The 24,739-nt window shown below is 50.1% G+C and carries 15 protein-coding genes, 16 tRNA genes, 2 rRNA genes, 1 pseudogene and 1 riboswitch; of the genes and pseudogenes, 6 read left to right on the top strand and 28 right to left on the bottom strand.

Annotation, left to right across the window (positions count from 1 at the left end):
• The first annotated feature begins 104 nt into the window (after positions 1-104).
• The gene (locus tag MKZ24_RS09545) at positions 105-986 is read left to right on the top strand and encodes a helix-turn-helix transcriptional regulator (RefSeq protein WP_042239660.1); all 882 of its coding nucleotides are present in this window, start codon (positions 105-107) and stop codon (positions 984-986) included.
• 136 nt (positions 987-1,122) lie between these two features.
• Here MKZ24_RS09545 and MKZ24_RS09540 read toward each other — a convergent pair whose 3' ends face one another.
• From MKZ24_RS09540 to MKZ24_RS09525, 4 genes are all read right to left on the bottom strand, one after another.
• Positions 1,123-4,191, bottom strand: coding sequence for a glycoside hydrolase family 2 TIM barrel-domain containing protein (locus MKZ24_RS09540; protein WP_340782383.1), 3,069 nt, complete (start codon positions 4,189-4,191; stop codon positions 1,123-1,125).
• 379 nt (positions 4,192-4,570) lie between these two features.
• A complete protein-coding gene (locus tag MKZ24_RS09535; protein WP_042239665.1) occupies positions 4,571-5,131 on the bottom strand; it encodes a cysteine hydrolase family protein in 561 nt (186 codons plus the stop codon).
• Positions 5,132-5,213: 82 nt separating this feature from the next.
• Positions 5,214-6,626 carry an allantoinase AllB gene (gene allB / locus MKZ24_RS09530; RefSeq protein ID WP_340782377.1) on the bottom strand — a complete coding sequence of 471 codons (1,413 nt, stop codon included), beginning with the start codon at positions 6,624-6,626 and terminating at the stop codon, positions 5,214-5,216.
• A 160-nt stretch (positions 6,627-6,786) separates the two neighbouring features.
• Positions 6,787-6,890: riboswitch (purine riboswitch) on the bottom strand.
• Positions 6,891-7,307: 417 nt separating this feature from the next.
• On the bottom strand, positions 7,308-7,688 hold the full coding sequence (locus MKZ24_RS09525) for a MerR family transcriptional regulator (protein ID WP_042239667.1): 381 nt from the start codon (positions 7,686-7,688) through the stop codon (positions 7,308-7,310).
• Positions 7,689-7,843: 155 nt separating this feature from the next.
• Between MKZ24_RS09525 and MKZ24_RS09520 the strand changes: the two genes are divergently transcribed.
• A complete protein-coding gene (locus tag MKZ24_RS09520; RefSeq protein ID WP_042239669.1) occupies positions 7,844-8,764 on the top strand; it encodes an aldo/keto reductase in 921 nt (306 codons plus the stop codon).
• A gap of 72 nt (positions 8,765-8,836) precedes the next feature.
• Here the strand turns inward: MKZ24_RS09520 and MKZ24_RS09515 are convergent, their stop codons facing one another.
• On the bottom strand, positions 8,837-9,796 hold the full coding sequence (locus MKZ24_RS09515; protein ID WP_042239674.1) for a carotenoid biosynthesis protein: 960 nt from the start codon (positions 9,794-9,796) through the stop codon (positions 8,837-8,839).
• 156 nt (positions 9,797-9,952) lie between these two features.
• On the opposite strand from MKZ24_RS09515, the gene MKZ24_RS09510 reads away from it, so the two are divergent.
• The 3 genes and pseudogenes from MKZ24_RS09510 to MKZ24_RS09505 form a co-directional block, all read left to right on the top strand.
• A complete protein-coding gene (locus tag MKZ24_RS09510) occupies positions 9,953-10,531 on the top strand; it encodes a TetR/AcrR family transcriptional regulator (RefSeq protein WP_197072998.1) in 579 nt (192 codons plus the stop codon).
• Between the two features lie 168 nt (positions 10,532-10,699).
• Positions 10,700-10,927: a hypothetical protein gene (locus MKZ24_RS33080; RefSeq protein ID WP_042239677.1), complete on the top strand. Its 228-nt coding sequence runs from the start codon at positions 10,700-10,702 to the stop codon at positions 10,925-10,927.
• Positions 10,848-11,138 (top strand): annotated as a pseudogene (locus MKZ24_RS09505) (MFS transporter); the annotation flags it as partial. The gene MKZ24_RS33080 and the pseudogene MKZ24_RS09505, both read left to right, overlap by 80 nt.
• Before the next feature lie 154 nt (positions 11,139-11,292).
• Here MKZ24_RS09505 and MKZ24_RS09500 read toward each other — a convergent pair.
• From MKZ24_RS09500 to MKZ24_RS09410, 19 genes are all read right to left on the bottom strand, one after another.
• Positions 11,293-11,371: transfer RNA gene (locus MKZ24_RS09500), tRNA-Leu, on the bottom strand.
• A gap of 36 nt (positions 11,372-11,407) precedes the next feature.
• Positions 11,408-11,481: transfer RNA gene (locus MKZ24_RS09495), tRNA-Cys, on the bottom strand.
• Between the two features lie 6 nt (positions 11,482-11,487).
• A tRNA-Gly gene (locus tag MKZ24_RS09490) sits at positions 11,488-11,562 on the bottom strand.
• A gap of 6 nt (positions 11,563-11,568) precedes the next feature.
• Positions 11,569-11,643, bottom strand: a tRNA-Gln gene (locus tag MKZ24_RS09485).
• An 18-nt stretch (positions 11,644-11,661) separates the two neighbouring features.
• Positions 11,662-11,737, bottom strand: a tRNA-His gene (locus MKZ24_RS09480).
• A 49-nt stretch (positions 11,738-11,786) separates the two neighbouring features.
• Positions 11,787-11,862, bottom strand: a tRNA-His gene (locus MKZ24_RS09475).
• Positions 11,863-11,888: 26 nt separating this feature from the next.
• Positions 11,889-11,962, bottom strand: a tRNA-Trp gene (locus tag MKZ24_RS09470).
• Positions 11,963-11,967: 5 nt separating this feature from the next.
• A tRNA-Tyr gene (locus MKZ24_RS09465) sits at positions 11,968-12,053 on the bottom strand.
• Between the two features lie 5 nt (positions 12,054-12,058).
• Positions 12,059-12,134: transfer RNA gene (locus MKZ24_RS09460), tRNA-Thr, on the bottom strand.
• Between the two features lie 20 nt (positions 12,135-12,154).
• Positions 12,155-12,230: transfer RNA gene (locus tag MKZ24_RS09455), tRNA-Phe, on the bottom strand.
• Positions 12,231-12,249: 19 nt separating this feature from the next.
• Positions 12,250-12,327: transfer RNA gene (locus tag MKZ24_RS09450), tRNA-Asp, on the bottom strand.
• Between the two features lie 4 nt (positions 12,328-12,331).
• A tRNA-Met gene (locus tag MKZ24_RS09445) sits at positions 12,332-12,408 on the bottom strand.
• A gap of 34 nt (positions 12,409-12,442) precedes the next feature.
• A tRNA-Val gene (locus MKZ24_RS09440) sits at positions 12,443-12,518 on the bottom strand.
• A gap of 116 nt (positions 12,519-12,634) precedes the next feature.
• Positions 12,635-12,709: transfer RNA gene (locus MKZ24_RS09435), tRNA-Glu, on the bottom strand.
• Positions 12,710-12,739: 30 nt separating this feature from the next.
• Positions 12,740-12,829: transfer RNA gene (locus tag MKZ24_RS09430), tRNA-Ser, on the bottom strand.
• Positions 12,830-12,832: 3 nt separating this feature from the next.
• A tRNA-Asn gene (locus tag MKZ24_RS09425) sits at positions 12,833-12,908 on the bottom strand.
• A 63-nt stretch (positions 12,909-12,971) separates the two neighbouring features.
• Positions 12,972-15,900: ribosomal RNA gene (locus MKZ24_RS09420) — 23S ribosomal RNA — on the bottom strand.
• A gap of 388 nt (positions 15,901-16,288) precedes the next feature.
• A 16S ribosomal RNA gene (locus tag MKZ24_RS09415) occupies positions 16,289-17,846 on the bottom strand.
• Together the 16S and 23S rRNA genes with 16 tRNA genes alongside form the textbook arrangement of a ribosomal RNA operon.
• A gap of 432 nt (positions 17,847-18,278) precedes the next feature.
• Positions 18,279-19,154 (bottom strand): nucleotidyltransferase-like protein, encoded by an 876-nt coding sequence (locus tag MKZ24_RS09410; protein ID WP_042239683.1) that lies wholly within the window; start codon positions 19,152-19,154, stop codon positions 18,279-18,281.
• Positions 19,155-19,285: 131 nt separating this feature from the next.
• On the opposite strand from MKZ24_RS09410, the gene MKZ24_RS09405 reads away from it, so the two are divergent.
• Positions 19,286-19,651: a DUF2614 family zinc ribbon-containing protein gene (locus MKZ24_RS09405; protein WP_039310396.1), complete on the top strand. Its 366-nt coding sequence runs from the start codon at positions 19,286-19,288 to the stop codon at positions 19,649-19,651.
• A gap of 106 nt (positions 19,652-19,757) precedes the next feature.
• On the opposite strand, the gene MKZ24_RS09400 is transcribed toward MKZ24_RS09405, so the two are convergent.
• The 4 genes from MKZ24_RS09400 to MKZ24_RS09385 all read right to left on the bottom strand — a co-directional run bounded on the left by MKZ24_RS09400 (position 19,758) and on the right by MKZ24_RS09385 (position 24,652).
• Complete coding sequence (locus MKZ24_RS09400; RefSeq protein WP_042239685.1) at positions 19,758-21,479, bottom strand: glycosyl hydrolase family 18 protein; 1,722 nt, start codon at positions 21,477-21,479, stop codon at positions 19,758-19,760.
• 179 nt (positions 21,480-21,658) lie between these two features.
• Positions 21,659-22,090, bottom strand: coding sequence for a Fur family transcriptional regulator (locus MKZ24_RS09395; RefSeq protein WP_039310392.1), 432 nt, complete (start codon positions 22,088-22,090; stop codon positions 21,659-21,661).
• A 125-nt stretch (positions 22,091-22,215) separates the two neighbouring features.
• Positions 22,216-24,141, bottom strand: coding sequence for a DUF4097 family beta strand repeat-containing protein (locus MKZ24_RS09390; RefSeq protein WP_340782364.1), 1,926 nt, complete (start codon positions 24,139-24,141; stop codon positions 22,216-22,218).
• A 37-nt stretch (positions 24,142-24,178) separates the two neighbouring features.
• Positions 24,179-24,652, bottom strand: coding sequence for a GNAT family N-acetyltransferase (locus MKZ24_RS09385; RefSeq protein ID WP_042239687.1), 474 nt, complete (start codon positions 24,650-24,652; stop codon positions 24,179-24,181).
• Positions 24,653-24,739 lie beyond the last annotated feature (87 nt).

Genomic DNA, 24,739 nt, shown 5'->3' with positions numbered 1-24,739 from the left:
TTCAAGCTTGCTCGAAATAAATTATAGATGATATACTCTGGAAAATGTACCATATCTCAAACCTAAACTTTCAATAATCAAACCATCCTGCTGGAGGCTACCTAATGAATCCGCTCCTATTCCGCATTCCTCCCCTGCCGCATTATATTGCAAGCGGCTTCAATCACTACCCGCCCGGCTATCAGCATCCGAACCGCCAGCATATCAAAGTATTCGATCTGCTCGTCGTCCGGCAAGGCTGCCTGTACATCGGTGAAGAGGAGCGGCGGTTTACGGTGAAGGCAGGAGATGCCTTAATCCTTCGCCCGGACTGCCACCACTTCGGAACCGAGGGCTGCCGGGAGGAGACAGCCTATTATTGGCTTCATTTCCAAACCTTCCATGACTGGCCCGCACTACCCGGTTCCGCGCTGGATTACGGCAGCCCGAATGAGCCGGTTGGCGGCCTGCCCGCTTCGTTCTTCAATATCAGCTTCTTTAACCTCGCGCTGTCGCAATTCGTCACTCTGCTGCAGGCGGCCAAGGTAGAAGAACTGTTAGCCCAGCTGGGGCAGCTGCAAGCCACTGCCCACCTGGAATCGGTCCGCTTCCGGCAGCAGACTCTCTTCCAGGACATTCTGCAGCTGCTTGCTGCTTCCGTGAAGCCGGAGCAGCACAGCTCCCAGTCCACTGTATGCGCCGAACAGGCCGCCTCCTTTCTCCGCGCCCATTACCGCGAAGAGATCACTACGGCGATGCTCGGAGACAGCCTTAACTTTCATCCGGTCTATATTGCCCGCTGCATGAACAAGGCGTATGGCTATTCACCGATGGAATATCTGCTCCGTTACCGGATCGAGCAGAGTAAGCTGCTGCTGATGCAGACCAGCTTCCCTATCGCCCGAATTGCCGAAGAGGTCGGCTTCAACCAGGCGCCTTACTTCAGCTCCACCTTCATGAAGCTGGAGGGACTGTCACCGCGGGAGTACCGCCAGCGCTTCTCATGAGAACAGGCCATCAGCGGTTTCCTCCGCTGATGGCCTGTTTCACTAGATAAGAAGGTTTATATTTCGGAGTCCAAGTAAAGCACCTGAGTAATCATCGAAGCCAAAGTCCCATTTTGCGGGGTTATTTTACTAGTGCTTACTCCGTCTCCGGCACCGCCGCAGTCATCCAGAACTCCCATTCCAGCTGCTGATCCGCAGGTATCCGGTATTCCGGATGCACCGGCGCGCCCCAGCTGTCATCACCGCCGACACCCATTTGCTGCGCGGCAATGGTGACAACCGTGTAGTGCACCTTGGGCAGCTCATAAGGATGCGCTGCCTGCTCCAGCTCGAACGCTGTGTATGGCGACAGCGTACATTCCAGCGGCTCTCCCGCAGCCGCCTGAATCTGCAGCCCACGGCCGCGCTCGTCCGTAATGCGTACCTGGCGTACGCCGGTACGGTTGCCGGACTCCTGCGGAACCAGATAAGGTGACGGCAGCTCCGTCACCTTACGCCGGAAACGTCCCAGACGCGCTCCAGACGCGCGGTCACTGTAATTCTCTTCCGGCCCGCGGGCATACCAGTCCGACTCTCCATAATCGGCGGACATCCGGAAGGACACGGCCACAACCGGAACATCCGGCAAGCCGGCTGTTCCGGTATAGACCATACGGACCCGCAGTTTGCCGTCTGCGTAGACCGTATATTCAATACGGGTCTTCAGCTCCCGGCTGATGCTGAATTCATAGTCAAAGCTCACCGTGGCCCGGTCCTTCCCGGTCTCAAGCCTTACCGCCACACAGCTGCGGGCAAGACTGGCCGCGAGCCAGCCGCCTGCGTGGTAAGCAAGCGCAGTTCCCTTATCATTGTCCGTGGTTGCCCGCCAGAACAGCGGAGCAGGCGGAGTAGCAATCATCTCGCGCCCCCCGTAGCAGAGCGACACCAGCGAACCTGCCTGCTTGGAGAACAGGGCAGTGAATCCGCGGCCGGTTACGCCAATATTCACGTCTCCTTCGATCACCCTGAACGCTCCGGCCGCAGGCAGCATCACATCCTCCTGATCCGCTGTAGATTCAGCCGCTTCAACCCGGAAGATGTATTCCCCGAAAGCTGTCTCGAATCCCGCCTCAGCCCACAGCTCCGCTTCCTTCAGCAGCAGGCTTGCCGCCAGCGTGTACTCTCCCGGAGCTCCTGACACCTGCGGCAGCGCAAGCGGAATCCGCGCCTCTGCCTGCGGCGCAACTGCAATCTCCTGCTGCCCCTTGAAGATCTGCCGCCCTTCCCGGTACAGCCGGAACTCCAGCCGTAGCCGCTCCGTCCCCTCGAACAGATTACCGTTGATGATCTTCACTGCATCCCGTTCAGGCATAATCCGGATGTTCTGGTAGAGGAACTTCACCTCCTGCATCTTCGGCGTCACGGTCCGGTCGGCGTAGACAATCCCGTTGCCGCAGAAGCTGTAATCCGTCGGCCGGTCATCAAAGTCACCGCCATAGGCCAGATATTCTTCTCCGTATCTGTCTTTGGCCACCAGCGCCTGGTCGATATAATCCCAGATGAAACCGCCCTGATACTGCGGATACCGGCTCTCCAGCTCGATGTATTTATGGAGCCCTCCTACCGAGTTGCCCATAGCATGCATATACTCGCAGCTGATGTATGGCTTATCCGGCTGACCTTCCAGGTATTCTGCAATATCCGCAGGCTTGGCGTACATCCGGCTCTCCATATCACTGGTGTCATTGTATTTACGGTTATGGAACACCCCTTCATAGTGCACCAGCCGCCCCGGATCGGTCTTGCGGAAATAATGGGACACATTCAGAATCACCTCACCTGCATACGATTCATTGCCGCAGGACCAGATGAGGATGGACGGATGGTTCTTATCGCGCTCCAGCATCGACATTGCACGGTCCATTACAATATCCTGCCACTCCGGCTGATCACCGGGAATGTTCCAGGACGGCTCAACCGCGCCCATCTTTTGCCACGAGCCATGGGATTCCAGATTCATCTCGTCAATCACATAGACACCGTACTCATCGCACAGCTCATACCAGAGCGTCTGATTCGGATAATGGGAGGTCCGCACAGCATTGATATTATTCTGCTTCAGGATGATGATGTCCTTAATCATGTCCTCTCTGGAGATGTTCCGTCCTCTGCGGCTGTTGAACTCATGACGGTTGACCCCTTTGAATATAATCCGTTTACCGTTCAGCAGCATCAGCTTGTCCTTCAGTTCGAACACGCGGAACCCCGCCCGCTGCACAATCGCCTCCACCAGTTCTCCGCGGCCATCGAATACAGAGATACAGACGCTATAGAGATACGGATTCTCTGCGCTCCACGGCGATACCGTACCTGCCTCCAGGGTAAACGCCGCCTTACCAGCCGCAACCTGCCCCCCGGTTTCCGCCACAACGACTCCGGCCGCATCCTTCAACCCGATTTTCACAAAAGCGTCCGCCGCCGTTGCCATGCTAAGCTCAGCAGTTAACGTTCCCTCCTGGAAGGCTGCATCCAGCCCCGCGTGAATCCGCAGATCCTGCACATGGAGCTCCGGCACCGTATACAGATACACCTCGCGGAAGATACCCGAGAACCGCCAGAAATCCTGATCCTCCAGCCAGCTGCCCGTGCAGCGCTGATAGACCTCAACGGCCAGCTTGTTCACCCCCTCCTGCAAATAAGAGGTCAACTCAAACTCTGCAGGTGTGAAGCTATCTTCACTGTAGCCGACGAATTGTCCATTAAGCCAGACATAACAAGCCGCCTCTACGCCCTGAAAAGAAATAAAGACCGGTCCGTTCTCCATATTCGCCGGAACTTCAAAATACTTCACATAACTCCCCACCGTATTGCTCTCCTCCGGAATCGCCGGCGGCCGCACAGCATCAAGCCCGTCCCAGGGATACATCGTATTGGCATATTGCGGCTTGCCGTACCCCTGAAGCTGGATATGACCGGGCACCTGAATGTCCCCCCAGCCTCTGGTATCATAATCCGCCTTATAGAAATCCTGAATCCGGCTGGCCGCATTCACCGCGCAGCTGAATTTCCAGTCTCCGTTCAGGGAATGACGCAGCTCCATCGGGGCTTGTCGCTCCGCTTCCTCCATGGTCTTGTAATAACGATGGTCCGAATGCGCTTCCAATCGGTTCACCTTAAAAACCGAAACATCGCATAACCACTCCAGACTGGGCTCGTTGCTGAACATTATATTTTCCTCCTTATTGGTCTCTCACAATGATTTTGTTCTCTTCCATGATTCCCTTACCGTCTGCGTCAGCAGTTCCAGCTTCATTTTACCCAAGACCTTCGCAGGTTCATAGTGCAGGATCACAACTAAGGTGCACATAGCTGACTTTGAGGCATTTGACCCTGGCCTCTTACTGCATCTTAAGCTTTTAGCAGCCGCTAATGGAATAGCATATTTACCGTTTTTACTGGATTATTTATCTGTGTATTAAGAGGAACACCCTCCCATCCGCCTTCACGCAAAAAGCCCCAGCTGAGCGGCACCGCCGTACAGCATGGAGCTTTTATAGTATCAGGTTCAGTCTTTCAGTCTTTCAGTCTTTTAGCCTTTTATCCTTTTAGCCTTTTACAACAGCATTAACCTCTTTATACTCGGCCAGGGTCAGCACTTCTCCAAAAATCCCGATATCCCGCAGACCGGAAATATGCATCTCCTCATCCTTGGAGGCGCAGCAGTCGCTGATACACTTGACCTTGTAAGTGTGGTACATCGCGTCGGATGCCGTAGAGCGGACACAGACGTTGGTCCATACCCCAGTAACTACAACCGTATCAATCCCCTCCTCACGGAGAAAAAGATCCATATCCGTATAGCTGAAGGCGCTGTGTCTTCTTTTCTGCACGATATAATCGCCCTTATCCGGCTGCGGAGTCAGCTCGGCAATGAAATCCGATCCCCAGGTACCTTTGATCGCGTGCACCGGTCTTACCCTGAAGTCAGCATCATTCTGCCGGTGCGCCTCCTGCACGAAGATCACCTGAATATCATTCTCGTGGCTGAATTCGATCAGCTCTTGAATTGCTGGCACGATTCCCGCACCGTTCGGACAAGTCAGCGCTCCATCCGGATGGATGAAGTCATTCAGCATATCAATAATTACTACCGCGTGTTTAGCCATTATGCTCACTTCCCTCTCTTGATTTCCACTTCGTATCCCATCAGCCTTCTGCGCATTCCCCAGCCTCTCCGATGCTACCGCCCTAGTATTTAAGCAAACGCGGAAGCTCGCTGATCGTCTGCCGTTTAACGAACTCGCCATAGCCCGGTTTACCGACCACACCAAGCTCGTCATCGTAGACTAATGTGCCTCTGACAATGGTTTTATCCACCTTGCCTTTCAGCTTCATTCCGTGGAACGGGGTGTATTTCGGTTTGCAGTGCATTTTATCTTTGTCGAGCGTCCATTCCTTCTCCAGATCGACAATCGTGAAGTCGGCATCGGTGCCGATTTCAAGGGCGCCCTTCTTCGGATACAGGCCATAATGGATGGCCGGATTCGTACACAGCAGCTCCACCAGGCGGGACAGGCTGAGTCTGCCTTTGTTGTAGCCTTCACTGATCATAATCGGCACCAGCGTTTCTACACCCGGAATCCCCGGGAAGGAAGTCCAGACATCCATGCCCGGCGCATCCTTTTCCGTAGCAATCTCATAAGGAGCATGGTCGGTAGCCATGAAGTCAATCGTTCCGTCCACCAGCCCCTGCCATAGCGCTTCATTATCTTCCGGACGGCGCAGCGGAGGTGCTATTTTGGCAAAAGTCCCAAACTCCGTCATCGCATCCACCGCATTCAGTGTAAGGTAATGCGGACAGGACTCCGCGGTCACCTTCACCCCTTTAAGCTTCGCTTCCTTGATCAGCTGATTGCCTGCCGCCGTACTCATATGCACGATATGCAGGCGGGCTCCTGTTTCCTCCGAGAAGCTGATGCCCAGCTGGATCGCCGCTTTTTCCGCCAGAATCTTGCGCGCTTCAGCCCATGCCGGATAATCCATCCGTCCTTCCTTCTTCAGCTTCTGGGTATAGTAATCGCAGATGGCATAGTTCTCAGCGTGAATTCCGATTGGCATTCCAGTTTCGGCTACAGCATAGAAGGCTTCGAGCATCTCAGGGTCCGTCACACGCGGGTAAGATGGTACAGACGGTGTCATATATACTTTAAAAGCAACCACGCCCTCAGCAGCCTGCTCCTTCACAATATCCAGCACATCATTGCGTACATCCTCGCCGGTAATCCCGCCCCACATGGCGTAGTCGACGATTCCTTTGCCTTCGAGCGCATTCAGCTTGTTATGCAGGTTCTCCACCGAACGTACAGACGGTACGCTGCAGCAAGGCATATCGACTATCATCGTTACCCCGCCGGCCGCAGCGCTGCTGGTCCCTGTAACGAAGTCCTCACGGTGTGTGAACCCCGGATCATTAAAGTGGGTATGCGAATCAATGACCCCAGGCAGCACCAGTTTGCCCTGTGCATCAATAATCGTATCGGCCTCCGCGTCAATATCCTTGGCAAACCCCACGATAACGCCATTGTTCACCAGAATGTCCGTCAGCACCTGTCTGTCGCCTTGCGGAATACTCGCATTTTTAATGATCAGTTCATAACTCATCAGTACACACCTCTTCTTTATGATTTGGTTGAATCCTCACTCTGGCCGGACGGGACAAGATCAGCTCTACGCTTCTGTACACAACAAAAAACCCAGGGTACAAAAGGCACATAATAGTAAACACTGCCTCACACGGATTCCTCCGCACAGTGAAAAGCAATTCCTATCACGTACCTCCTGTAGCCTGGGGCAATTTACGGTCGCCTGGTCGAAACGCTCAAACCAAATTATTGAGCTTATACAAGAGCAAGAGCTTATTTGATTAGTCCATCTGATAAGCAAGCAGCCCCGGCATTATCATGTTAATTAATATAACGTAATATCCGGAATCGGCATCCTTAAGTACCTTTATCATATCATCAAGAGGCTTCCCGTCAAGATTATAAACCGCATTGTCAAGAAATAGTCAATTTATATGTCACTTAACATTACATTAGCAGTCTTTGCATTCCATTTTCCTGGATATCCCGTTCTTTCTGCTGCCCTTCTATCTACTGTATAAGCAACTAAGGATAACCCGGGAACCCGGTCTCCGCAAGGATTTCAACCCAGTATAAGGCCTTACTCTATTTATAATTCATCTCATTCTTATACCGGCTTTGCTACAGTTTTAAGTACTGGCTGCAGCATTTCCAATCCTTCATTGCAGCGACAATAATCATACGGCCCTACGGCTCAAGATTAGGGTCTGGCTGCTTTCGCTTCATTCTCCAGGGAGGCAAAATAAGCAATTTTGTGGTCCACCTTTTGCGCAAAGCTCTGAAAGAATTTAATCTTCTCATCAATATGCACTTTATGCTCCTGCAGCAGTCTGCGCTGATCGGGCAAAGCACTTACCCCTTCTTTGGAAAGCGCAATGAATTGTTTGATATCGGCAATCGCCATCCCTGTATCCTTAAGACAGCAGATTAACGAAATTAACTCCAGATCCTCATCGTCAAAACACCGGTTTCCGTTAGCATCTCTTGCCACAACCGGCAATACGCCCTCCCGTTCGTAGTAACGCAGCGTATATTGGCTTAGTCCGCTTTTTTGTGCTATGGTTTTGATGCTGTATCCCATTATTGCAGCTCCCTTCTGTCAGCTGGTATCGGTTTCACCTCTTAAGGTAACACCATTTGGTTTCTATGAAAAGCCGCTCTATAAATCTATTGACTTACACCTAACTCTAAGGTCTAAGCTTAACACTGTACCTTCATTTAAGGAGTGAATAATTAATGGTAAAAAGAATTAACGTTGCTAATGGTGCGCTTGAGGTTGCTGAAATCTCCCTGGGCTGTATGCGGATTGCAGATCTGTCGCCACAAGAGGCCGATATACATATTCACAGCGCCCTGGAGGCTGGTATAGACTTCTTCGACCATGCTGATATTTATGCCGGGGGTAAAGCTGAAGAAGTGTTCGGCAACGTTCTGACCGCCAATCCCGGCATGCGGGATCGTATGATGATTCAGGCCAAATGCGGTATCCGCAACGGCTTCTTCGACTTCTCCAAAGAGCATATTGTAACTTCGGTTGAGAACAGCTTGAAGCGGTTACAGACCGATTATGTCGATGTACTTCTCCTCCACCGCCCTGACACGCTGATGGAGCCTGAAGAAGTAGCCGAAGCCTTCGATGAGCTGGAAAGCAGAGGTTTGGTTAAACACTTTGGCGTTAGTAACCAGAATCCCCTGCAGATTGAATTGCTCAAAAAGAACGTCAAGCAGCCCCTGCTGTTCAACCAGCTTCAGCTTAGCATTATGGTTACCGGCATGATTGACTCCGGCTTCAATGTCAACATGACCAACGCCGGTTCTGTAGTCCATGACGGAGGCATCCTGGAATACAGCCGTCTGCATGACATGACCATCCAGCCTTGGTCCCCGTTCCAATACGGTTTCTTTGAAGGCGTATTCCTCGGCAATGAGAAGTTCCCGGAGGTGAATGAAGTCATTAACCGTCTGGCTGCGGAAAAAGGTGTAGCAGATACCGCCATCGCAATCGCCTGGCTACTGAGACATCCGGCTAAGATGCAGCCGATTGTCGGTACCACCAACACTAAGCGTCTGCTGGATATCGCCAAAGCTTCCGATATAACCCTCAGCCGCCAGGAATGGTATGAGATCTACCGCGCGGCAGGGAATGTGCTTCCTTAACCAAGAAGGCAAAAAGAAAACACCGCCAGCTTTAGACGAAAGAGGTCTAGAGCCAGGCGGTGTTTTCTTTAACTACCTCGCAATTGGGCTTGCCTTTTTACCCATCATATAAATTCCAATCCAGGCAAACATTAATACTATCTGAGCTAGAACGACCAACCACAGTACTTCCGTGTAGCCTCCTATAAGGCAAAATATAGTATTAACCAGGGGGAACCCCAAGAACGTAAACATGATCGGAAAATCTTTTTTGGGAGTGATTGAATAATTAACCTTCCGGTCCCAGAACTTTAGGAAAGCTAATGCTAAAACTCCGATTGTAATTACAGAAAGTGCAATCAAATTCACCCATTGCATATTAGAGGTTCTTTCGAAGAATGGCCCCATATAATTAAAGAAGTTAGATAAAGGTGAGAACATACAAGCCAATGACGCAATTGCCGCCAGAAACGGATAAATGTAACCAACGGATTTACTGTAGCCTTTCTTTTTATGCCACCATTCACCAATTAGAATAAAGACTGTCCAATATCCCGCTATATAAATCCATCCTGTAAAATTCATCACAGGTTCCCCATAGATTTGAGGTTCACCGGCCAGCGGATAATACGTCCATCTTGCAATGCTTCCTTCCATGGTCTGAAATATCTGTTTAACGGCCACCGGATCCAATGAAAAGTCAAACACCATAGCGCTTAATCCCGTAATAAAGGGTTTAGTCCAGGACGGTATATTTACAGACTTTAGAACACGCAAAGTTGAATAAATGATCAGAAACTCAATTATAGGGACAGTAATAGGTATATTAAATAACATTAAAATACTCCGCCCATAGGCGTAGAAACCTTCCCCAAGAGATGACGCAGTAATTTCAAAAACAGCTGCGTAAAAAAACACAAAACCTATAAATTGCATTAGAACCGTTTTAGGATGTTCTTCCTTATCAAGGATATAGAAAACCATTAGAACAGCAGCAATTAATACCATAATATCTTGAATAATCCATACAGGGACTACAGTTATATCTCCCATATTTTACCTCCATTTAATTTAATTTGAATCGAACGTTCAAATAAATTATAATATCACCATGTTAGTAAAACAACAGGCTGTTCGTTTGAATTATGTTAGTTATCATACAAATCACATTAGTTTTGTTCATTTTTTATTTTATATGGGGAGGATATTATGGCAGACAAAAAAGCAGATCACAGAGTGAGATATACAAAAATGGTTATAAAAGAAAGCTTGTTGAAGCTTTTGACAGAACGGTCTATCAATAAAGTTACAGTGACCGACATTTGCAGCGAAGCAAACATTAATCGCAACACCTTTTATTCACACTATGCTAATCAGTTTGAGCTTCTTTCAACGATCGAGAATGATCTTTACGAAGAAATTAAGCAACTTGGGATTAATTCTTCTGACGTTAAAACTCCTGAAAAGCTATCTTATGAATTATGTAAATATATAAAAGCGAATAAAACGATTTGTGAGGTTCTGTTCTCAGAGCATGGCGATAAAGAATTATTAGAAAGAATCCTTTATATCAGTCACGATTTAACCATTGAGCGATGGAAGCAGGAATTAAAATATTTTGATCCACAATTATTTGAGTCTTGGTATACGTTTGCCGCTCATGGCAGTATAGCCATTATAAAAAAGTGGGTGAGTAGTGGTTTGAAGGAAAGCCCCAGTAAAGTTGCAGCTTTTATTGATAAAGCCACAGAGGCAGTATCCAAAGCATTTTATTCCGAAGAATTATAAATTATTTAAAATGAAGCGGACGCTCATTTTTGAGGGCCGCTTCTCTGCTCTTCTGCTGAAGACCAGGCAAGGGGATGGGACTTATGTCTGCTCCTCCAGTATTTTGGGGTCAGTAATAAGAAAAGTGATTCAGCATACCGATAAGTTCGAGAGCCTGGAGGTCAGAACATGGTTTTGGAAACGAAGCAAAGATGCGGCTTTTATCTCGACTCCTATGACCTGATTTATCAAGCCATTGCCAATCAGGATGGTCATAAAGCTGAGGAAGCTGTCCGTCTCCAGAACCGGTATTCGCAAGCAAGCGACACTCTGGTTCATGATCGTAGGAATTATTTTTATCGCAGCGAATTTGCGTGCTCCCCTCACATCGGTGGGACCATTGCTGTTCAGTCGTAATCGGGAGGAGTGACCTTGTATGTTGGAACTGCAATTCTGAGGTTTGCTATTCCCCTATGTAATGTATTACTTCCGAGCCTGATCAAACGGGAGTTTCCGCAGCAAATGGGTACTATGGACAGTGGGATATTCTGTTTCCCTGAATCTATGCGGGGCGGTAGCTTCCGGTATTAGTGTTCCCTTAGCTGTGGGGGCAGGCATGAGGTATCGTTGGTCTAGGTGCGGCTAGAAATCAATTTGTTGGTTCTGATAAAGATTGCCTGGATCTTGATAGTTCTACGCATAACTGGAGTAAGAGAATACAGCTCAAATAAAAAGAAAAAAGAGCCCACCAGAGAATATCTCTGATGAACTCTTTTAGCAGATACCGGCGAGAGGACTCGAACCTCCACGGTTTCCCACTCGATTTTGAGTCGAGCGCGTCTGCCATTCCGCCACGCCGGCATATACATATTATTTACAATTGATTCTAAAATAAAATGGAGGTGCCACCCAGATTTGAACTGGGGATAAAGCTTTTGCAGAGCTTTGCCTTACCACTTGGCTATGGCACCAAAAAATGGAGCGGACGACGGGAATCGAACCCGCGACCCTCGCCTTGGCAAGGCGATGCTCTACCGCTGAGCCACGTCCGCATATAATGGCTGGGGATATAGGAATCGAACCTATGAATGACGGAGTCAAAGTCCGTTGCCTTACCGCTTGGCTAATCCCCAACATTTGATTTAATAAAATGGGGCGACTGATGGGTCTCGAACCCACGAATGCCGGAACCACAATCCGGTGCGTTAACCCCTTCGCCACAGTCGCCATATGAAGCTTATTTAATTGCAATGCCTTATAACTCTTATAAAAGAAATGGGGCGACCGATGGGTCTCGAACCCACGAATGCCGGAACCACAATCCGGTGCGTTAACCACTTCGCCACGATCGCCATATTAAATTTTATAGGATATTACTTGGCAGGGGCAGCAGGAATTGAACCCACACCAACGGTTTTGGAGACCGTTGTTCTACCTTTAAACTATGCCCCTAAAAATGGTGGAGGCTGATGGATTCGAACCACCGAACACGTACGTGAGCAGATTTACAGTCTGATGCGTTTGGCCACTTCGCTAAGCCTCCGAGGATGGTGCCGGCGAGAGGACTTGAACCCCCAACCTACTGATTACAAGTCAGTTGCTCTACCAATTGAGCTACACCGGCGTATTAAGTTGTAAGAAATATGGTGGCGCGGGAGGGAATCGAACCCCCGACACAAGGATTTTCAGTCCTTTGCTCTACCGACTGAGCTACCGAGCCGAACATTTTTTCATAAAGATGGCGGAACCGACGGGATTCGAACCCGCGATCTCCTGCGTGACAGGCAGGCATGTTAGGCCAACTACACCACGGTTCCAAATTGGTTGCGGGGGCAGGATTTGAACCTGCGGCCTTCGGGTTATGAGCCCGACGAGCTACCGGGCTGCTCCACCCCGCGTCAATGTTAAAGATCTATTCTATTAAAAGATAGATGGTGGAGGCTGAGGGGTTCGAACCCCCGACCCTCTGCTTGTAAGGCAGATGCTCTCCCAGCTGAGCTAAGCCTCCATATATGACTCGTATGAGATACTCTCCACTCCGTTACGAGATTGCGATGTATTCCTTACGATGCCTATGCTTCAACGAACCCAGGGAATTCTCATCCCATTAATCGAAGAAGAAATTGGTGACTCGTATGGGATTCGAACCCATGTTACCTCCGTGAAAGGGAGGTGTCTTAACCCCTTGACCAACGAGCCATGCTGTTAACTACTTGTAAAGTAAAGCTACGGAGAGAGAGGGATTCGAACCCTCGAGACGCTTGTGGCGCCTACACGATTTCCAATCGTGCTCCTTCGGCCAAACTCGGACACCTCTCCAAATGGCTCCCCGAACAGGACTCGAACCTGTGACAACTCGATTAACAGTCGAGTGCTCTACCAACTGAGCTATCAGGGAATATACATATCAAGCTTGATCGCCTGAAAACTGAATCCGAAACGAATCTGCGCTCTAAGAAATTTGGATAAGCCCTCGACCGATTAGTATTGGTCAGCTCCGTGCATTGCTGCACTTCCACCTCCAACCTATCTACCTCGTCGTCTTCAAGGGGTCTTACTAGTTGGGAAATCTCATCTTGAGGGGGGCTTCACGCTTAGATGCTTTCAGCGCTTATCCCGTCCGTACGTAGCTACTCAGCCATGCTCCTGGCGGAACAACTGATGCACCAGCGGTACGTCCATCCCGGTCCTCTCGTACTAAGGACAGCTCCTCTCAAATTTCCTGCGCCCACGACAGATAGGGACCGAACTGTCTCACGACGTTCTGAACCCAGCTCGCGTACCGCTTTAATGGGCGAACAGCCCAACCCTTGGGACCTACTTCAGCCCCAGGATGCGATGAGCCGACATCGAGGTGCCAAACCTCCCCGTCGATGTGGACTCTTGGGGGAGATAAGCCTGTTATCCCCAGGGTAGCTTTTATCCGTTGAGCGATGGCCCTTCCATGCGGTACCACCGGATCACTAAGTCCGACTTTCGTCCCTGCTCGACTTGTAGGTCTCGCAGTCAAGCTCCCTTATGCCTTTGCACTCTGCGAATGATTTCCAACCATTCTGAGGGAACCTTTGAACGCCTCCGTTACTCTTTAGGAGGCGACCGCCCCAGTCAAACTGCCCGCCTGACACGGTCCCCGTACCCGCTTAGGGTACTAGGTTAGAACCTAGATACGATCAGGGTGGTATCCCAACGGCGCCTCCGCAGAAGCTTGCGCTCCTGCCTCTACGGCTCCCACCTATCCTGTACAGATCGTACCCAAATTCAATATCAAGCTGCAGTAAAGCTCCATGGGGTCTTTCCGTCTTGTCGCGGGTAACCTGCATCTTCACAGGTATTAAAATTTCACCGGATCTCTCGTTGAGACAGCGCCCAAGTCGTTACGCCATTCGTGCGGGTCAGAATTTACCTGACAAGGAATTTCGCTACCTTAGGACCGTTATAGTTACGGCCGCCGTTTACTGGGGCTTCGGTTCACAGCTTCGGGTTGCCCCTAACCACTCCCCTTAACCTTCCAGCACCGGGCAGGCGTCAGCCCGTATACTTCGCCTTGCGGCTTCGCACAGACCTGTGTTTTTGCTAAACAGTCGCTTGGGCCTTTTCACTGCGGCCCCCTCGGGCTATTCACCCTACCGAGGCACCTCTTCTCCCGAAGTTACGAGGTCATTTTGCCGAGTTCCTTAACGAGAGTTCTTCCGCGCGCCTTAGAATTCTCTTCTCGCCTACCTGTGTCGGTTTGCGGTACGGGCACCTTCTCCTGGCTAGAGGCTTTTCTTGGCAGTGTGAGATCATGACCTTCGCTACTACAATTTTCGCTCCCCATCACAGCCCAGCCTTAATGATGTGCGGATTTGCCTACACATCAGCCTCACTGCTTAGACGGACACATCCATCAGTCCGCGTCACTACCCTCCTGCGTCACCCCATCGCTCATAGCGGATTACGGTGGTACAGTAATTTCAAACTGTTGTCCTTCGACTACGCCTTTCGGCCTCGCCTTAGGTCCCGACTTACCCTGAGCGGACGAGCCTTCCTCAGGAAACCTTGGGCTTTCGGCGGATCAGATTCTCACTGATCTTTTCGTTACTCATACCGGCATTCTCACTTGTATGCTGTCCAGCGCTCCTTACGGTACACCTTCAACCCACATACAACGCTCCCCTACCCCAGATACAAAGTATCTAGCCATAGCTTCGGTGGTGTGTTTAGCCCCGTTACATTTTCGGCGCAGAGTCACTCGACCAGTGAGCTATTACGCACTCTTTCAATGGTGGCTGCTTCTAAGCCAACATCCTGGTTGTCTGTGCAACTCCACATCCTTTCCCACTTAACACACACTTGGGGACCTTAGCTGATGGTCTGGGCTGTTTCCCTTTTGACAATGGATCTTAGCACTCACTGTCTGACTCCCGGCAAGAAGTTAATGGCATTCGGAGTTTGACTGAGCTTGGTAACCCTTGCGGGCCCCGCACCCAATCAGTGCTCTACCTCCACCACTCCATTCACCGAGGCTAGCCCTAAAGCTATTTCGGGGAGAACCAGCTATCTCCGAGTTCGATTGGAATTTCTCCGCTACCCCCACCTCATCCCCGCATTTTTCAACATGCGTGGGTTCGGGCCTCCAGTGCGTGTTACCGCACCTTCACCCTGGACAGGGGTAGATCACACGGTTTCGGGTCTACGTCCACATACTCATTCGCCCTATTCAGACTCGCTTTCGCTGCGGCTCCGTCTTCTCGACTTAACCTTGCATGTTAAACGTAACTCGCCGGTTCATTCTACAAAAGGCACGCCATCACCCAGTAATAGGGCTCTGACTTTTTGTAAGCACACGGTTTCAGGTTCTATTTCACTCCCCTTCCGGGGTGCTTTTCACCTTTCCCTCACGGTACTGTTTCACTATCGGTCGCCAGGTAGTATTTAGCCTTAGCAGATGGTCCTGCTGGATTCATACGGGGTTTCACGTGCCCCGCACTACTCGGGATCCGTCTCGGAGAGAACACAGTTTAGGCTACAGGGCTTTTACCTCTATCGCGGGCCTTTCCAGACCTCTTCGCCTACCATATTCCTTTGTAACTCCATGTGAGACGTCCCACAACCCCAAGGGGCAAGCCCCTTGGTTTAGGCTGTTCCGCGTTCGCTCGCCGCTACTGACGGAATCACTATTGTTTTCTCTTCCTCAGGGTACTTAGATGTTTCAGTTCCCCTGGTCTGCCTCTGCGTATCCTATGTATTCAGATACGAGTAACTGCGAATTACCACAGCTGGGTTTCCCCATTCGGACACCCCCGGATCAAAGCTTGCTTACAGCTCCCCGAGGCAGTTTCGTTGTTCGCCACGTCCTTCGTCGGCTCCTGGCGCCTAGGCATCCTCCGTGTGCTCTTATTAGCTTAACCAATCGCTCCGGTATTGGCTCATTCGCTCATCTTGTTTTAAACAGCGCTTCCGGATGAATCCGTCCGCTAGTCTGTTTAAAGCCAAAAGTCGCTCATAATCCAAAACCATCGCTCAGCATGACTAATAACTATTTCAACTTGCTTACACAAGTTTCAGCTAAAAGATGTTCTAAAACGCAAATTCGTTTCGGTATCCAGTTTTCAAGGATCAAGGTGCTGAAATTTCGGGACAATCACGACTGTGATGTTCGAAAATTCAGACAGTTTAAAGATGAGAGCTTAAACTCTCAAAACTGACCAACGAGTGAGTGTTTGAACCCTAAGGTTCGTTGTGGAAGCTTTAGCTTCCGATTTGAATGTTTCCGTTGCAGGAAACGATTCTCCATAGAAAGGAGGTGATCCAGCCGCACCTTCCGATACGGCTACCTTGTTACGACTTCACCCCAATCATCTACCCCACCTTCGGCGGCTGGCTCCCTTGCGGGTTACCCCACCGACTTCGGGTGTTGTAAACTCTCGTGGTGTGACGGGCGGTGTGTACAAGACCCGGGAACGTATTCACCGCGGCATGCTGATCCGCGATTACTAGCAATTCCGACTTCATGCAGGCGAGTTGCAGCCTGCAATCCGAACTGAGACCGGCTTTGCTGGGATTGGCTCCACCTCGCGGTTTCGCTTCCCGTTGTACCGGCCATTGTAGTACGTGTGTAGCCCAGGTCATAAGGGGCATGATGATTTGACGTCATCCCCACCTTCCTCCGGTTTGTCACCGGCAGTCACTCTAGAGTGCCCAGCCTTACCTGCTGGCAACTAAAGTCAAGGGTTGCGCTCGTTGCGGGACTTAACCCAACATCTCACGACACGAGCTGACGACAACCATGCACCACCTGTCTCCGATGCTCCGAAGAGGGGCACTATCTCTAATGCTTTCATCGGGATGTCAAGACCTGGTAAGGTTCTTCGCGTTGCTTCGAATTAAACCACATACTCCACTGCTTGTGCGGGTCCCCGTCAATTCCTTTGAGTTTCAGTCTTGCGACCGTACTCCCCAGGCGGAGTGCTTACTGTGTTAACTTCGGCACCAAGGGTATCGAAACCCCTAACACCTAGCACTCATCGTTTACGGCGTGGACTACCAGGGTATCTAATCCTGTTTGCTCCCCACGCTTTCGCGCCTCAGCGTCAGTTACAGCCCAGAAAGTCGCCTTCGCCACTGGTGTTCCTCCACATATCTACGCATTTCACCGCTACACGTGGAATTCCACTTTCCTCTTCTGTACTCAAGTCACCCAGTTTCCAGTGCGACCCCAGGTTGAGCCCAAGGTTTAAACACCAGACTTAAATGACCGCCTGCGCGCGCTTTACGCCCAATAATTCCGGACAACGCTTGCCCCCTACGTATTACCGCGGCTGCTGGCACGTAGTTAGCCGGGGCTTTCTTCTCAGGTACCGTCACTCCGGTAGCAGTTACTCTACCGGACGTTCTTCCCTGGCAACAGAGCTTTACGATCCGAAAACCTTCATCACTCACGCGGCATTGCTCCGTCAGGCTTTCGCCCATTGCGGAAGATTCCCTACTGCTGCCTCCCGTAGGAGTCTGGGCCGTGTCTCAGTCCCAGTGTGGCCGTTCACCCTCTCAGGTCGGCTACGCATCGTCGCCTTGGTGAGCCGTTACCCCACCAACTAGCTAATGCGCCGCAGGCCCATCCCCAAGTGGCAGATTGCTCCGCCTTTCATTCTCTCTTCAGGAGAGGAAAGAAATTATCCGGTATTAGCTACCGTTTCCGGTAGTTATCCCAGTCTTGAGGGCAGGTTGCCTACGTGTTACTCACCCGTCCGCCGCTAAATTCATTTGAAAGCAAGCTTTCAAATGAACTCCGCTCGACTTGCATGTATTAGGCATGCCGCCAGCGTTCGTCCTGAGCCAGGATCAAACTCTCCAAATTGGTTTTAGAAAGAGCGATTGCTCATTTTGAAACATCTGACGAGAATTTTCATTCTCTTTTTTGGATCTCGCCGAAGCGATCTCCCACTCACTCGTTGTTCAGTTTTCAAAGATCAATGTCTCATCTTTTGTCGCCGTTATTTGTTTCAGCAGCGACCTTTATAATATATCACAGCGCCCTCGTTTTAGTCAACCTTTTTTTTGATTTCTTTTTTTGGCTGATTTACGACTGCTTTGCAGCGCATCGTTATGTCAGAGGGACGAGTTATAATTTATCACATAAGTTGCGTCCTAGTCAACCCTAAATATTCCCCTCATTATCTGCGCTCATGCAGCAAGGAACAAATAAAAAAAGAGAGTACACTACCTCTCTCCATCCTCCTGCTTACTTTTTCTATTATAGGTCTATTCATGTCCGTGGACAGCCACCTAACTAAAGGGTATACCGAATTGCATGTCCGTCCCCGGCCTCTACAGCCCAAGAAGTAATTTCTCTAATTAATGAACGCGATACAAGCTTGCGCAGAACAAGCGGTAGCTCTGCCTGGAGCTGGCTCAGTCCTGAATGCTGCAGAAGTTCCTTGATACTCCAAGCCTCCTTGCGGCTGCTCAGGATATGGAGCAGCATGGCGCAACAATCCGCCATTTTTGACATTAACGCAAACTCGCAGGCCAGCAAAATCAGTTCGACTCTCTGCTCCAGCGTTTCTGTACTTACTGTCAGTTCTTCATATAACTTATGAACCGGAGAATTCAAATTTTTGACCTGTCCCCACACTGCGGGCTCCGGAAAATATCCGGCCTCGCTCACTTCAATACGTGCCCAATGATACAGAGCGATCAGCACGCAGTTATAAGCATCCATAGTACAGCCTGCTTCAAGGTAACGTTTCGACTTCACATACATATGTAGGAACCGGGAGAATTCCATAAACAATACCCGCTCTTTCAGCGGACCTTGGAACTGAATGAGTTCCTTCCGCATCTCCGCCAATATTCCCTTAGGGTCCCAGATCACCTCACCGGACATTAAACTGGTAAGGAGTTCATTATTGTCCCCTGCCATCACAGCGCGTTCCAAAGCAGATAGACCCACATGCACGGATTGCGTCCGCCGGTCCCCGGCAATGGTGTGGGTTATAATTCGCTCTGTCTCCTGTTCCTCATGCAGCATGAGCACCATCATATCAAAGTCATGCAGCAGCGCGCTCTGAAATGTATCATTGCCTCTTTGCCGCAAAGCAACGGCTCCAAGAACATTCTCATCAAATGTCTCCCCACTTAATAGGGTCAAATTGGACAGTTCCATACTTCCCTCCATCAAATTTGGCGATTTTGCATCCAGTCAGTTATAATTCTCTTTACATAAATGATATTCTACATATTCATGTCAGTTCCTCCTGGATAACCGAACTATATTTCAGTTAGGAGATAATACTCATGAAATTTAAATCGGCCAAAATCAACGCTTTTCGTACATGGGGACTGCTTCTTACGATGCTGGGTATGGGCCTTATGATTATGGGAACCGCAGGCATTGTATTCTGGGGGTCTGCAGGCAAGGTTGTCGCTGCTATCGGTCTCGTCATTGGTCTAATCTCCATGATGGCCAGTCTGGCCATCTACTTCTGGGCGGGCATGCTCTCAACCAGTGCTGTCCAGGTGGAATGTCCCGAATGCCATAAGCTGACCAAAATGCTTGGCAAAACGGACCGCTGTATGTTCTGTCACACCATCCTCACGATGGACCCTGCACAAGCCACAATTACCGCTGAAGAACTTGAAGTCCAGCAATTGAAGCAATAATCGAATTCATATGTCTTTACAGAAATAATCTCCTGCCGGATACAAACAAAAACGGGTGTCGTCCTCTACTGGACGACACCCGTTTTATATTTAATCCCCCTAAGCATTATTCAACAATCGCTTTGAGTGCTTCCCACGCTTCCGGATTGGCAAAGCTCCGATTCCATGAGGCTACCCCGCCAAGGCCGAAGGACTGCGCCAGATCGACTCTGGCTGCCAGCGAAACTTTATCCTCAATCCATATTTTGCGCAGAGCACCCTCTTCTTTGTATTCCACATAATTCTGTCCTGCTTCCTTATCAAGAACCGGTGTCAGCTTCTTCTCGGCAAGTATCTCCTGAACCGCATTCATACTGACGGCCTTGGAACTTACTTTGTTTTCACCTTTCTCGGTCTTCTCGGTCCAGATACGAGTGTACAATGGCACCCCCAGAATCAGCTTCTCGGCAGGCACTTCATCCTCTTCAATAATCCGGCTTATAGAATTCCTCACCCACGGCAGGGAAGCTACAGAACCGGCAACCGGACTGGCCGCCCAATGCTCATCGTAAGCCATCACGATCAGGAAATCCGACACGGCTCCAAGCGCCCGGCGATCCAGGAACAAGGACCACATTTCACTGTTTGATTTCGGTGTTACATCAATAGAGACAATCAGATTCCGGCTCTGTGCCATGGGCTTCAGTTCCCGCATGAACTGGGTTACATTAGGTCCGTCCTTGGTGTATACATTCTCAAAGTCGATATTAATACCGTCCAGGTTGTACAGATCCGCATACTTCAGCATTTGCACAATTGTATTCATCCGTCTGTCATACGTGGATAGTGCCTCCGTAGTCAGGTCTGCCTCAAAGCTGTTGCTGAGCAGTCCCCATACCTCCATGCCCTGGGTGTGAGCCCACTCTACATAGGCGCTGTCAGCCTGGCTGCGTACATTACCATTAACATCGATAATGCTGAACCAGGTTGGACTAACCACATTAATTCCTGGCAAATCAGCAAATTTCGCAGGATTCGGCTTGCGTTCGTAGACTGCCTCCCAGAACATATTAACGGGCTTTCCTTTCCAGCTGCGTTCGGCACGGGTAGGAGCCACAGGCTGCTGCACTACTGTCCTATTCCCGTCTGCTAGAATATCGTCCGCCTTGACGAAGCCTGTATATCCGCTCTCCAGCTGCACATACAGCCAGCCTTTGATGTCTGAATTCCAGATTCTCACTGTGGCTCCCGGCGGCATATCAGCAAGGATTGGCGCATGTACGGAGTCTCCGCTGCGGAGCGCTTTGGTCCGTCCGCCTTCCTTACCCTTCACTTTGCCTAACGGCACCGTTTCGCCGGCAGTCATTAACAGAACGGCACCGGTACTGCTATCCTCGTCTACCTCAAAGCCATATAAGTCCTCCAGTGTATCTGCCGGAAGATATGTCACCCCATCCTTCTCTTCAGGCGCAAGACGAAGCTGCAGGGGCTCATTGTTCAAACTTGCTGCTGTTGAATCCTCCTGCATATATAAAAGACTGCTGTCTGTCGACAGAATCACAGACTTGCTCTTTTCCTCGTAACGGATAGATGAATCTACGTATTCCTGTAATAGCGGCAGTGGTAATAGCAGGCTGTCCCCTGTACCTGAGGCTGAGTATCCGGTAAGCTCTCCCTTAACAAAAACAGGCTTCTCCAGCCCCTTCCAATCCGGATCCAGATGCTGACGGTTCGGTAATACATAATAAACAACCCAAAAGGCTGCGGCAGCTATAATGACAAGTCCCAATAAGCGGCGAAAAAGACTTCCACGCTTTTTGACGCGTCTTTGTCTCTGTCTTCTGTCCAAAATATATCCTCCAAACAGTATGATAAATTTATAATCAGATAGCACTTCTGTTAAGTATACGACATCGCGGCCCTATTGGTTGCGCCAAACTGCTGGAAGCTTTGTATTTTTGTAACAGCTCCATAGAAAAAAGCGTGTACAATCCGCATTCGGATTCTACACGCCTGCAATTCCATATCTTAGTGCTGCTTCTCGTTGCAGCATTTGCAAACACCATACAGTTCCATACGTAATCCATGAATCTTAAAGCCTGTAGCCAATTCGGCACGCTCCTCTACCTCATGGAGAGAAGAATAGCTGAAATCCTCAATCTTACCGCATTCCTGGCAGATGACATGATAATGATCAGACACATTGGCATCGAAACGGCTGGAATTATCACCGTAGGTCAGCTCGCGGACCATACCCGCTTCTATAAACATCTTAAGATTGTTATACACCGTTGCCACACTCATACTGGGAAACTGAGGCTCAAGCGCTCGGTAAATATCGTCTGCCGTAGGATGATTCATCGCTTCCATCAGGTACGTAAGAATCGCATGACGCTGAGGCGTAATACGGACACCGGTTGTCTTCAGTTGCTCCAATGCATGCTGTACGCCACTACCCATCCATGCCACCGCCTTTAATTATACAACTTAATAATAACTCTAATGTAATTGTAAGACCGGGCTTTCAATGTTGTCAACGAAGTCCTTACATTATATTTATTATTATATAATAAAAATTACTTAATTCAATATTTGCTCACATTTAGATTGCTGTTTCCATCCACACGAAGCTTGAACTCACCCGTTCCGATCTGGCCGGAGAGGTTTTTTTTGTCGATTACAAGTCCCGGCAGGTCCGTTACAATATCCCCGTACCCGCTTGAGCCCTCCACCGTATAATTACCCGTAAGCGGCAAGTAGAGATCGATATCTCCGACAGCACTGTAGATATCCCAGTCTCCGCCGAAGTCGTTCGAACGAATGTTGATTCTGCCATTCAAAGATTCGGCATGCAGCTTCGATCTGGCTCCGGCTACCTCCACATTGCCGTTCTTCGTGGACAGATCCAGCGCATCTCCGCTATCCGTTGCCGATATATTACCAACTGCCGATGAGAGCTTCAGAGCCCCGCTAACCTCCCAGGCCCCCATATCACCACCGCTTGTAGTCAGTTCAACACTCCCCTGTACGTTTCTGGCGCGTACTGCTCCATTGAGGGTTTTACCTTTTACATTGCCGTAAATACGGTGCAGAATAAGTTCCCCGTTCCCTGTCTCCAGAGAAATATCTGAAATAGCCTCCACGTTCTGCAGAGTAATACCGCCGTTCATCGTACGGACCCCCAGATCAAACCGGCGGTCCTCGGGGAGGGAAATGTCCAGATCTATCCGCGGCTGGCGTTTGCCGGATTCACCGTACACCTTCCCCTGGGGAGTGATCTTGATCGTCGTGTCTTCTGTCACATCGACAAAAGACTGATCCGCTATGGATTCGGCAAGTACGCCGTCCAACTGATCCACCCAGACTGTTGCTGTAATCTCAATATCCTCCACTGGAGCCCGGTGGATCAGAATATCTCCGTTAATCGCATCAATGTTGATTCCAGACGTATTCAGTTCAACTGGAACAATAAGCGGAGCCTTCTCATAACGGCTTCCTTCAGCTTCTCCATAATCAACTGCCGCTACAGTCAAATTAAGACTAACCCGGTTCCACAGATGCAGATAATGCTCCTGCTCCGTTACGATAAATACGCATGCCGAGAGCAGGATAGCCGAGAACAGTCCGCGCAGGTCCATACGGGCTCTGGCAATAGTAGCGTTCTGGCTGCGGCGGCGGGAAAAGAAGTGAATTAACAAATACTCCGCTCCCCATAATACCGGAATGACAGGCCACCATTTCAGCAGCATCATCATATAATCTGTTCCTTCACGCCAATCCACGAGCAACAGAACTCCGACAGCAATCAGTACTGCGGATGCAGTGTATCTGCCCACACGCCGGCTCCGCCGTTCCTTGCTCAGACGTGCGCCTGAGTCCTTAGCAATCTCCCGTACACCCAGCAGCAGGCCCAGAATCATCAGCAGAACCGCTACGGTTGCACCAGCGGAGTTCTCAATGAACACTTGAAGCCAGGGCGGCTTCTGGCGGAAGAGGAAGAGCAGCGTCCCGCCAAAGAGCAGCAGCAGACCAAAGGAAACCCCCGGCTCGCTGATTCTCACCCGGCGCCCTGCATTCTTCGCAGAATCCTTCATATCCGATAGTTCAGGGTCATGCTCTTCAGGGAAGCGCAATATCCGGTCTGCAGACTGGAGCACATCGAACACATTATAGAAGTACAATGCCGGGATCAGGAGCGCCAGCAAAATTAGAAGCGGTACATTGATCTGCATCCCGATAGAGGAGAAGTACAGTAGCGCTACAATATCCAGCAGAATAAGAAAAATAAACGAAATTCCTTTACGGAGCAGCCCGAGATACAGATGTCCCGTGCCGGGAATAACTGCAGCCAGCAGGCCGGCTATAAATTTGCGTTTGCGGGGACGCCGCTTTTGGCGGGGAGGGATATAAGGGGCCTTAGGTTCTCCGCCAGCTTCAGCTTCCTGCAAATCAGCTTCCTTCTCTTCATCCTGCACGGGATTATTCTCATGATCATGTTGACCTGAATTCATCTCGGCACTCCTCCTTTCAGAACGTTTGCTCCGCTTCTCATTCAATCCTGCCGCTCCGGTGAAATTCTATCAGCTCCACACCCGGAGCTACCTCTTCAACACCTGCAGGAATAAACCCGTGTTTGGTGTAGAGCGTTACTGCCGGAATATTCAGCTTCCCCGTTGATACGATAAACTGTTCCATTTCCCCATAACGGGCAAAGATAAATTCTAACATTCTGCCCGCCACCCCTTGGCGAAAATGATCCGGACTTACCATCATGCGTGTAACGGTCAGCTTACCGGGAGCCTCTTCCATCACTGCAACAGCCCCCATGAGCTCCTCATTGTCGTCGAGACAGCCGTAGAAGTCCTCTTTAACCCGGCTCAGCATGTCTCTCGTCTCCAGCAGCGGCGGAATATCACGGAACCCTATGATCTCCGCTTCCAGGCGGTACGCCTTATGCTGAAGACTCCAGAGCTCATCCAGCGTTATCTCATCCTGCAGATCCAGCTTCACTATTGTATCCATCCGTACAGTCCCCTTATATACTGCAGAGGGCCTGCCGTTGCCGACAAGCCCTGTGCTCATGATTCTATGACTTATTACCCAATCTAT

The organism is Paenibacillus sp. FSL R7-0297, from assembly GCF_038009025.1.
Lineage (GTDB): Bacteria > Bacillota > Bacilli > Paenibacillales > Paenibacillaceae > Paenibacillus_AQ.
The sequence above is the reverse complement of the archived record's forward strand: the minus strand, read 5'-3'. Positions and strand labels throughout refer to the sequence as shown.

What these genes read in the sequence shown, in the direction of transcription:
- MKZ24_RS09545 (WP_042239660.1), top strand. Translation starts at nt 105, where the DNA reads ATGAATCCGCTCCTATTCCGCATTCCTCCCCTGCCGCATTATATTGCA.
- MKZ24_RS09540 (WP_340782383.1), bottom strand. Translation starts at nt 4,191, where the DNA reads ATGTTCAGCAACGAGCCCAGTCTGGAGTGGTTATGCGATGTTTCGGTT.
- MKZ24_RS09535 (WP_042239665.1), bottom strand. Translation starts at nt 5,131, where the DNA reads ATGGCTAAACACGCGGTAGTAATTATTGATATGCTGAATGACTTCATC.
- allB (WP_340782377.1), bottom strand. Translation starts at nt 6,626, where the DNA reads ATGAGTTATGAACTGATCATTAAAAATGCGAGTATTCCGCAAGGCGAC.
- MKZ24_RS09525 (WP_042239667.1), bottom strand. Translation starts at nt 7,688, where the DNA reads ATGGGATACAGCATCAAAACCATAGCACAAAAAAGCGGACTAAGCCAA.
- MKZ24_RS09520 (WP_042239669.1), top strand. Translation starts at nt 7,844, where the DNA reads ATGGTAAAAAGAATTAACGTTGCTAATGGTGCGCTTGAGGTTGCTGAA.
- MKZ24_RS09515 (WP_042239674.1), bottom strand. Translation starts at nt 9,796, where the DNA reads ATGGGAGATATAACTGTAGTCCCTGTATGGATTATTCAAGATATTATG.
- MKZ24_RS09510 (WP_197072998.1), top strand. Translation starts at nt 9,953, where the DNA reads ATGGCAGACAAAAAAGCAGATCACAGAGTGAGATATACAAAAATGGTT.
- MKZ24_RS33080 (WP_042239677.1), top strand. Translation starts at nt 10,700, where the DNA reads ATGGTTTTGGAAACGAAGCAAAGATGCGGCTTTTATCTCGACTCCTAT.
- MKZ24_RS09410 (WP_042239683.1), bottom strand. Translation starts at nt 19,154, where the DNA reads ATGGAACTGTCCAATTTGACCCTATTAAGTGGGGAGACATTTGATGAG.
- MKZ24_RS09405 (WP_039310396.1), top strand. Translation starts at nt 19,286, where the DNA reads ATGAAATTTAAATCGGCCAAAATCAACGCTTTTCGTACATGGGGACTG.
- MKZ24_RS09395 (WP_039310392.1), bottom strand. Translation starts at nt 22,090, where the DNA reads ATGGGTAGTGGCGTACAGCATGCATTGGAGCAACTGAAGACAACCGGT.
- MKZ24_RS09390 (WP_340782364.1), bottom strand. Translation starts at nt 24,141, where the DNA reads ATGAATTCAGGTCAACATGATCATGAGAATAATCCCGTGCAGGATGAA.
- MKZ24_RS09385 (WP_042239687.1), bottom strand. Translation starts at nt 24,652, where the DNA reads ATGGATACAATAGTGAAGCTGGATCTGCAGGATGAGATAACGCTGGAT.